Origin of the sequence: Trichocoleus sp. FACHB-262 (assembly GCF_014696035.1) — a bacterium.
Taxonomy (GTDB): Bacteria; Cyanobacteriota; Cyanobacteriia; order FACHB-46; family FACHB-46; genus Trichocoleus.
This window is the reverse complement of sequence record NZ_JACJPK010000034.1, coordinates 359444-367654: the sequence shown is the minus strand read 5'-3', so window position 1 is coordinate 367654 and position 8211 is coordinate 359444. Positions and strand designations below refer to the sequence as shown.

6 protein-coding genes are annotated in these 8211 nt (G+C 51.8%); 2 read left to right on the top strand and 4 right to left on the bottom strand.

Annotation, left to right across the window (positions count from 1 at the left end):
- The first annotated feature begins 149 nt into the window (after positions 1-149).
- On the top strand, positions 150-1178 hold the full coding sequence (locus H6F68_RS08010) for a DNA translocase FtsK (protein WP_313930056.1): 1029 nt from the start codon (positions 150-152) through the stop codon (positions 1176-1178).
- Here H6F68_RS08010 and H6F68_RS08005 read toward each other — a convergent pair.
- On the bottom strand, positions 1175-1603 hold the full coding sequence (locus H6F68_RS08005) for an HHL1-like protein (RefSeq protein ID WP_190553005.1): 429 nt from the start codon (positions 1601-1603) through the stop codon (positions 1175-1177). The genes H6F68_RS08010 and H6F68_RS08005 overlap by 4 nt on opposite strands.
- A 319-nt stretch (positions 1604-1922) precedes the next feature.
- Here H6F68_RS08005 and H6F68_RS08000 point away from each other — a divergent pair, with 319 nt between their 5' ends.
- A complete protein-coding gene (locus H6F68_RS08000) occupies positions 1923-2861 on the top strand; it encodes a ParA family protein (RefSeq protein WP_190557922.1) in 939 nt (312 codons plus the stop codon).
- A 73-nt stretch (positions 2862-2934) separates the two neighbouring features.
- Here H6F68_RS08000 and H6F68_RS07995 read toward each other — a convergent pair whose 3' ends face one another.
- The 3 genes from H6F68_RS07995 to H6F68_RS28940 all read right to left on the bottom strand — a co-directional run bounded on the left by H6F68_RS07995 (position 2935) and on the right by H6F68_RS28940 (position 7925).
- Positions 2935-3381, bottom strand: coding sequence for a VOC family protein (locus H6F68_RS07995; RefSeq protein ID WP_190432965.1), 447 nt, complete (start codon positions 3379-3381; stop codon positions 2935-2937).
- 218 nt (positions 3382-3599) lie between these two features.
- Complete coding sequence (gene ileS, locus H6F68_RS07990) at positions 3600-6515, bottom strand: isoleucine--tRNA ligase (protein ID WP_199299965.1); 2916 nt, start codon at positions 6513-6515, stop codon at positions 3600-3602.
- Between the two features lie 45 nt (positions 6516-6560).
- Complete coding sequence (locus H6F68_RS28940) at positions 6561-7925, bottom strand: Ycf66 family protein (protein ID WP_190557921.1); 1365 nt, start codon at positions 7923-7925, stop codon at positions 6561-6563.
- Positions 7926-8211 lie beyond the last annotated feature (286 nt).

The window sequence follows — 8211 nt, the reverse complement described above, 5'->3', positions numbered from 1 at the left end:
CGCTTCTGGTTGGGATGTTCGTCTCACCATCTTTTGGCTTAACCCCTAGCTCACGCTCTGGTACTAGCCTATCTGTCTCTCTCCCACTTCTCCAGCTATCTTTGCCACTCTAGAAAAAAATTAAGCTGCCAGAACCGAATGCCGATGAAGTGGGAGCAGCATTAGTAGATACTTTGCATTCTTTCAAGCTAGGAGTTGATTATCAAGGGGCAGTGACAGCGCCTGCGTTTATTCGAGTCAAGCTAAAGCCACATCCTGGGGTTAAAGTTGCTTCACTTCTAAACCGCTCAGCAGACCTTCAAGTGCAGCTTGGCTTGGCGAATCCTCCCTTGATTACACCGCAAGCAGGTTATGTCAGCGTTGATCTACCGCGCTTAGATCGCCAAGTGGCTCACTTCGATCACTATATTCAGCCCGCTCATTCTTCCCCAACTGAACCTATCAAGATTGCGATCGGTGTTGATCTCAACGGTCAGTTAATTGAAGCTGATTTATCAGAGCCAAATACCTGCCACTTTTTAGTGGGTGGAACAACAGGTAGCGGTAAGAGCGAGTTTTTGCGATCGCTGCTGTTGAGCTTGATTTTTCAGCACTCGCCCCAAAACCTCAAAGTTGCTCTAGTGGATCCCAAACGGGTAACGTTTCCTGAGTTTGAGTCCATGCCTTGGCTACACTCACCCATTGTCAAAGACACAGAGCCAGCTATTGACCTGATGACTGAACTGGTCGATGAAATGGAAGATCGTTACAGACGCTTAGAGAAAGCCAGATGTGGAGATATTAAAGCTTACAATCGACAGGCAACTCAGCCTTTGCCACGCATTGTTTGCATTTTTGATGAGTATGCTGACTTCATGGCTGAAAAAGAAGCTAGCAAAGAACTAGAGCAAAGCATTAAGCGATTAGGAGCTAAGGCACGAGCGGCTGGAATTCATTTAATCATCGCCACACAACGTCCAGAAGCCAAAGTCGTAACGCCTCTGATTCGCTCCAACTTGCCAGGACGAGTTGCACTTCGCACAGCCAGCGAAGCGGATTCTACCATTATTTTGGGTGGCAAGCAGTCAGAAGCAGCCTACCTTTTAGGTAAAGGTGACTTGCTCTATCATTCGGGTGCTGGTTTGTGGCGGCTTCAAAGCCTATTTGCAGAAAAGGTGACTTTACCAGGAAATGCTTAACTGCGCTTGAAGAGAGAGGTGAAGCGGTCTTTGACGTTGGCGATCGCCGATTGGAACGCATTAGCAACAGCTTGCTCAGGCTTCACGGCAATTTGGATCGGTTCGTCGCTAAATTCCTTCAATCGATAGCCGTATTCTAAATTGGCTTGATTCTTGCGGAGGATCGGAAACAGGCGGAATGCACCTTCGCGCAAATCCTTCTCGCTGTCGTAGATTGCCATGTTGATTTGGCTGCTGCGCTTTACAGCGATCGAGCCGACTGGGTACCACTGCTTTTTGTTCTGAATTCGCATATAGATATTGAACTCAGGCACCCCATCAGTCTTCATTTTGTCGTACTGCTTCGAGGCTTCCGTCCGCTTGACAGCCTTCTTAGAAACAGATTTTTTTGGGGTTTCCGCCTTACCAAATCCACCACTCGTCACAGCGATCGCTCCTTGCTCTCTTAAGGAAAGTTTATAGTATTTTCAGAAATGAGAGAACTAGCGAGAGTGCGGATATCTACCCGATCCCCATTACGCTAAGATGCTGTTTCTAGGGACTTCATAATCAGGTGAAAATCGGCAGCGATCGAGTATTCTTAAGGGTCAGAGTAGCGATCGCAACTAGCAAAGATTCCCCTGAGTAAAGTTTAAAGTTTGGTACCACTGCGCTTATGATCTGGACTGCATGTTATGTCGTAGGTGCCTAACCCCCTAGCCCACCCTGGCTCGGCCATGCATGACCCTTGAGAGGACGCAACGAATGGGATTTATCATCGCAACTGCAAACATGAAAGGTGGCGTTGGCAAAACGACCCTCACCATCAACTTAGCCACTGCCCTGGCCAAAAATCATGGCAAGCGAGTTTTAATTGTCGATCTCGACACCCAAATCAGCGCCACTCTCAGCCTCATGGCTCCCGGCGATTTTGCCAAACTCCGCAACAATAAGCGCACCCTGCGGCACCTAGTACATCGCGCCATTTATAGCGACAAACAACTGCCTAATCTTGTCCCTGAAGCTATCCAAGCTTACATGTGTAATGTCAAAGGATTGGATTTGTTGCCCGGAGACATCGATTTATACGATGAATTCTTAGTTTCTGAAATGCTGTTTGAAAAAGCCACAAAAGACAGCAGCAAAAACTTTGAACAAGTTTGGAATAACTTTGAAAAAGGACTTATTTCAAGTATTCTGCAACCTGTGCTGAAAGACTACGATTTCATCATTCTCGACTGCGCCCCTGGCTACAACCTTTTGACTCGCAGCGCTCTCTTAGCCAGTGATTTCTACGTTCTGCCTGCCAAACCCGAACCCCTCTCTCTAATCGGGATTCAACTTCTAGAACGACGCCTTGCCAAACTGCGAGAAACCCACAAGGAAGGTGCGCCAGTCAAAATTCAGCTGCTAGGCATCACTTTTATGCTCTCTGGCAATATACTCACGGGGCGCTATTACAGCCAAGTCATGAAGCGGGTGAACGAAGACTACAGCGAAGCCAAAATCTTTAAGACTCGGATTCCTGTAGATGTGAATGTCTCTAAGGCCGTAGATTCATTTACCCCTGTGGTGCTCAGCAATCCTAGTTCATCGGGTGCTAAAGCTTTTGCGGGACTGGCCCAAGAATTTCTACAAAAACTCACGGTTGCGGCCCGCCTGGACCAGAAGCCTAGCAAGTTTGCCCTTGCTGATATGGAGTAAATCCTGAAGAAATCTTAGGGGCTTAGCTGCTACTCCAAATGCTAAGCCCTGAAATACCAAGCGCAGCAATCAGCTACACCGAACTCTCGGCGGGTTGCTTTTCTTTGGCGGTTTCTTGCACGCGCAGAGCGACTTCTTGCCCATAGGTGAGTTCTAGAATATGGCCATCTGGATCAGTGACAAAGGCCCAGTAGCCAATGGGGGGGCCTGCATCAGCGGGGCCGTTATTGAGGCAGCCTTCTTCTCTAGCTTGGTCACAGAGGCGATCGACGACTTCGCGACTTTCGCAGGCGACTCCTAGGTGAGCAGGCGGTAAAAGTTTGTGCTCGACGTTGGGTTCTTGGAGCAACACAATCACGAAAGGCCGCGTGTGGTCGGTGAGCCAAGCTACGTTCTCCCCGGTTTTGGGGTCAGTGCGCCGATGCACCGCTTCCATGTTGGCGTATTTGCCATAAAAGGCAATGCTGGCGTCCAGGTTGGTGACGGGCAAGGCCACATGGGTGAATCCAATATCAGTCATTTTTAATTCAGATCTTGAGGCTTTACTTCACCACTATGGCGTGCAAGCCTGCCAGACGTTATCTTCTGGGAGACAGAACTATGGGCGATCGCAAATAAAGAACCTCTCCCCCAGGCCCTCGCCTCGTAGGAGAGGGAAGCAAAAAGTCCCTCAAAACCTTATCTACAATCCGATTCCCCCTTCCCTAGTAGGGAAGGGGGCTAGGGGGCTAGGTCAATCTAAAATTGACCTTCTAGGGCGGGTTCGCAGCGTTCGCAGAGTAGGGAATGGGCTGCTGATTCGCCGACGTGGGTGGAGTAGTTCCAGCAGCGATCGCATTTTTCGCCATCGGCTTTAACGACGCCAATGCCTAGCGCGTCAGATTGCGAGCTGTACTGCAAACCTTCGAGGGCGGCGGGGGAGTCGAGCAGTTCTACCTGGGAGACAATGAACAGGTAGCGCAGTTCATCCACACCGTTGCCGTTGAGGCTGGTGGCAGGGTTCATGGTTTGTAGCTGCTGGCGTAGCTCTAGGTCAGGTACATAAAGTAGGAGCTTAGCTTCCAGCGAGGAGCCGACCATTTTCTCAGCGCGGGCTTTCTCTAGCACTCGGTTAACTTCGGCACGAATTTGTCGCAGGGCAGGCCAAGATTTTGCCAGCGATTCCACTTGCCAGCGACCTTCGAGATGCACCCAACCCGCTTCAAACACTGATTTGTAGGGGGTGGAGTAGGGTAGGAATTGCCAGATGTCTTCGGCCATGTGGGAGAGCACAGGCGCGATCGCTCTAGCGAGATTTTCCAGGATGATCCGCAATACGGTTTGGCAACTGCGACGACGGAGGGCATCCGGAGCGCTGATGTAGAGGCGGTCTTTGGCGATGTCCAGGTAGAAGTTAGACAAGTCTACGACGCAGAAGTTTTGCACCGTCTGGAAGAAGCGGAAGAACTGGAAGCTCTTGAAGGCTTCGGTGATTTCGTTGAAGACTTCGCAGGAGCGATGCAGCATGTAGCGATCGAGTTCTGGCAACTCTTCGTAAGCCACCGAGTCTTTGGTGGGATCGAAGTCGTGCAAGTTGCCGATCAAGAAGCGGGCGGTGTTGCGGATCTTGCGATACACGTCCGACATTTGCTTCAGGATGTTTTTGCCAATCAGCACGTCGGAGGAGTAATCCACGGACGACACCCAGAGGCGCAGGACATCGGAGCCATAGGGAGGTTCGTCTTTTTGGTTCTTGCCGCCGTTGATCACGATCATCGGGTCTACGACGTTACCCATTGACTTACTCATCTTGCGGCCTTGCTCATCCAAGACAAAGCCGTGGGTCAAGACGGTGTTGTAGGGCGCAACGCCATTGGCGGCGACGCTGGTGAGCAAGCTGGATTGGAACCAACCCCGGTGCTGGTCGGAGCCTTCCAGATACATGTTGGCGGGGTAGCACAGTTCCTCGCGCTGCTTCGCGACTGCGGCCCAGGAGGAGCCAGAGTCGAACCACACGTCCATTGTGTCGGTGCCTTTGCGGTAGCTGCGACCGTTGTTGCGGTAGGTTGCTGGCAGCAACTCTTCGACCGGGAGTTCCCACCAAGCATCCGAGCCTTTCTCGGCAAAGATGGCTTGGACATGGGCGATCGTTTCTTCGGTGAGCAAAGGTTCTCTGGTGGCTTCGTCGTAGAACACGGGGATCGGCACACCCCAATTCCGTTGACGGGAGATGCACCAATCGGATCGCTCAGCCACCATGGAGGTGATACGGTTTTCGCCTTGGGCGGGAATCCACTGGACAGAGGCGATCGCTTCTAGGGCGGCTTCCCGGAACCCAGATACCGAAGCAAACCACTGTTCAGTCGCTCGGAAGATGGTTGGCTTTTTAGTGCGCCAGTCGTAGGGGTACTTGTGAACGTAGGGTTCTTCTTTCAGGAGAGAGTTTGCCGCTTGCAAGGCATCAATCACGGCTTGGTTGCCAGGGCCGAGGACGTTTAAGCCTGCAAATGGGCCTGCCTCTTCGGTGAAGTCGCCATTGTCGTCTACTGGCGCGAAGACGGGTAAGCCGTAGCGCAAGCCCACCTGATAGTCATCTTGACCGTGACCCGGCGCAGTGTGAACCAAACCTGTACCAGATTCGGTTGTGACGTAATCGCCACCCACCACGATTGGGCTTTCGCGATCGAACAAGGGATGACGATAGGTGGAATGCTCCAGGGCTTGGCCTTTGAGCGTGGCCTTAACCGTCAGGGTGGTGCCCAACACTTCTGAGAGGCGCTCCACGAGTTCGGCAGCGACGATCAGGTATTTGGTGTCAGGGAGGCGATCGCTAGCTCCGACTTCTACTACCGCGTAGTTTAGCTTTGGGTTGACGCTGACGGCCATGTTGGCGGGGATCGTCCAAGGAGTTGTGGTCCAGATTGCCACCTTTAAATCTGGCAAATAGGGGCCAAAAGCTTCCTGAGCGGTGTCAGACAACCCAGTCATGGGGAAGGCGGCGTATAAGCTGCGAGAGGTGTGGCCTTCGGGATACTCCAGTTCTGCTTCTGCTAACGCTGTTTTGGAACTAGGACTCCAGTAGACAGGCTTGCGACCGCGATAAATATGACCTTTCAGCACCATTTGCCCAAACACACCAATCTGAGCCGCTTCATAAGCAGGTGTGAGAGTCAAATACGGATGCTCCCAATCGCCCCAGATGCCATAGCGCTTGAAGGATTGGCGCTGGTCGTCCACGGTGGCGATCGCAAAGTCTCTCGCTTTGTGGCGCAGATCCAAGGGAGTCAGCTTTTGCCGCTCGTCAGGTTTCATGTTTTGCAGAACTTTCAGCTCAATCGGCAAACCATGACAATCCCAACCGGGCACGTAACGAACTTTGCGCCCCTGGAGCAGGTGAAACTTATTGATAATGTCCTTCAGAATCTTGTTAAGGGCATGGCCAATGTGCAGCGAACCATTGGCGTAAGGAGGCCCATCATGCAGAATAAACAGTTCACCTGGATTGTTCTGCGACAGGTGCTCATAAATCTGGTGCTCCGCCCAAAACTGTTGCAGCTCTGGTTCACGTTTGACTGCGTTTGCCCGCATATCAAAGTTGGTTTTGGGCAGATTGACGGTGTTTTTATAAGTTCCTGATTCTGTCACAGTCGGAAGCCAACGAAGGATAATGGTCAAGTCTTGCTTCGACCATTATCCTTGACAGCCCCCTGTGCTTCAAGTTTAGTTTCCAGGATTTTCAGATGACTCTGAATTTTCAGGGTCGTGAGGCTGGGCCTGTTCTACCAAAAATGGGTTGGGTGGGTTGGGCCGCTTTAGCTCTGGGGTGTCATCCGATGTCGCTTCGGACGCCGCGATCGCTTCCTCTACCGCTTCCGGCTCAACCAGCGTAAATGTTGCAGGTTCAATCGGCGGAGCATTGAGATCGATGTCTTCTTGCTGACGCTCAATTGGATCGCCGGGGCCAATCGGTTCAGCAGGTGGAGCTAGGTCAATTTCGGCTGCATCTACTGGGATGGCTTCGGCAGGCATAAAGGGATCACCAAGCGGGTTCTCTACCACTTCAAGGCCTGTAGCTGCCTGCTCCACTGCTTCTGGAGTGGCTTCATCTTCTGGGATCGATGTGGATACATCACCAGAAGGGGTAAACCCAGTGGGTACCACTACGTCATCTAGCGCTTCTGGAGCTACTTCGGCGGCGTTGTTGAGCAGGGTCTCTTCTTCGTCAACGCTTAGCAGTTCGGCATTGGTCGTTGCAGTTGGTGTTTCGGCAACGGCTTGGCTGGGTGACTCTAGCAGTAAAGTCGGCTCGTCGTCACTCAATGAGGTAGGTGAGCTAACTGGCGTTGGCGTTGCAGCTGCGGCAGTGGGGTCAGCCATGTCGTCCTCAAGCTCATCGCTCACCTCTGTGTCTGCTCCAGGACCCGACTTAGGCGGATGATTGAGCTCGATCATGGGGCGGCTGGGTTTCTTTTGCCCAATCTTGGCGATCGCACCCTTCACCGTGTCAACCAGTCCTGACACAGAAGCTAAAGGGTTAGAGGTTGCTTTGGCGCTGGAAGTTGATTGACTGCCACTGGTGCCAGAACCTGCTACTTCAGTGGGTACCGTAGCCCCCGAACTAGCAGATGCACTAGTTGAACTGGTTGACTGGCTTACACCTGCACCTCCCTGCGATCGCTCTTTCACACTATTAAAAAGACGGCTGGCTTGGTCCTTGAGTTGGGTCACGTTTTCGGAGGAAGAGAAGCCAATCAGCTTGTCTCGAACTTGCTGAGTGGTGCTCCGCAGGGCTGCTGGCGTTGCTTGGGCAGGCAGTTGAGTTTTTTGTTCAGCTGGGGTGAGATCCCAGCGCATTTTCAGGGTTTGCCAGCCAAACCAACCGAGGAGGGCGACGCTTGCCGTCTGACCCAGTAGGACACCCCCGGTGATCCGTCCCGCACAGACCCATAGCACTAGGGCATAAAACAGAGCAATACCGCTCCAGATAAAATCGCTTTTGCGATGAACTTCTGGAAAGAAGAAAGCGGCCATATATAGAGCAAAGCTGCCAAGCGCGACAGCCAATGCCAGGATGTATGCAAGCATCGTGCACTCCCTACTGCATCTGACGACTACTCATTCAATCTACTGCCTTAATGTCTATTGTCTCTGACATGTTGAATTGTTGGGAATGCTGAATTGACTTGGAGCTATGGCTGTAAAGGTGGCGAAGCGATCGCGTTGGCGTAACAATTTGTAGCGATCGCCTCAGCTTCATTAATGCTTTTTAGGGATAATCTTTCTGAATTTCTTTCCCTAGACAGACTTAAATCTCCATTTTTCCAGCCTTTTGCGGAGGCTCTTAATTTCTTCTTCCAGTACAACCTAAGGG

What these genes read in the sequence shown, in the direction of transcription:
- H6F68_RS28940 (WP_190557921.1), bottom strand. Translation starts at nt 7,925, where the DNA reads ATGCTTGCATACATCCTGGCATTGGCTGTCGCGCTTGGCAGCTTTGCT.
- H6F68_RS07995 (WP_190432965.1), bottom strand. Translation starts at nt 3,381, where the DNA reads ATGACTGATATTGGATTCACCCATGTGGCCTTGCCCGTCACCAACCTG.
- H6F68_RS08000 (WP_190557922.1), top strand. Translation starts at nt 1,923, where the DNA reads ATGGGATTTATCATCGCAACTGCAAACATGAAAGGTGGCGTTGGCAAA.